The sequence below is a fragment of the Tardiphaga sp. GW822-FHT04G09 genome, assembly GCF_058800725.1.
On sequence record NZ_JBXAMO010000056.1, the window covers coordinates 1 to 738 of the forward strand.

The 738-nt window shown below is 66.5% G+C and carries 1 protein-coding gene; it reads left to right on the forward strand.

The window, feature by feature from the left end; translation table 11 throughout:
• On the forward strand, positions 1–738 hold a 738-nt coding region (locus AC1RLZ_RS31165), incomplete at both ends, for a cadherin-like domain-containing protein (RefSeq protein ID WP_493191815.1).

Genomic DNA, 738 nt, shown 5'->3' on the forward strand with positions numbered 1-738 from the left:
CGGAAGGCGGCGTGCTGACGGTGAGTGCGGCGGCCGGCGTGCTGGCGAATGACATCGCGGGTGCGGATGGCCTGGCGGCCGGCGTGGTCGGGGTCCGTGCGGCGGGCCTCGACACCACGACGGCGGTGACGACGGGCGTGGGCGGCAGCATCGCCGGCCTGCATGGCACGCTGACACTGAACGGTGACGGCAGCTACAGCTATCACTCGACGGCGGACAACATCACGTCGAACACGACGGATGTGTTCGTATACACGGTGAAGGACGGCGACGGCGATCTGTCGACGACGACGCTGACCATCAACCTCGCGGACGTGACGATCGTCGCGCCGGCGAACAACGACGTGACGGTGAACGAGAACGCGCTGGACCTGGTGGTTGATGGTGCGGACCTTGCGGCCGGTACGGTGACCGGTTCGCTGCCGGCCTCGACGGCGGAGACGGATGCGAGCAACCAGCTGGCTGCGACCGGCGGGGCCGGGACGCTGCATTATGCGCTGGCGACCGGCGGCAATGCTGCGACGGCGGGGACCTACGGCACGATCGTGGTCCACGATGACGGCAGCTATGTCTATACGCTGACCAAGCCGTATACGGAGACTGCGGCGAACAACGGCACCGACACGGTGAGCCCTGCGGAGACGTTCACCTACAAGGTGACGGATGCGAACGGCAACACCACGACCGGGACCATCAACATCACCATCATCGACGACGTACCGACGGCACATGCCGACA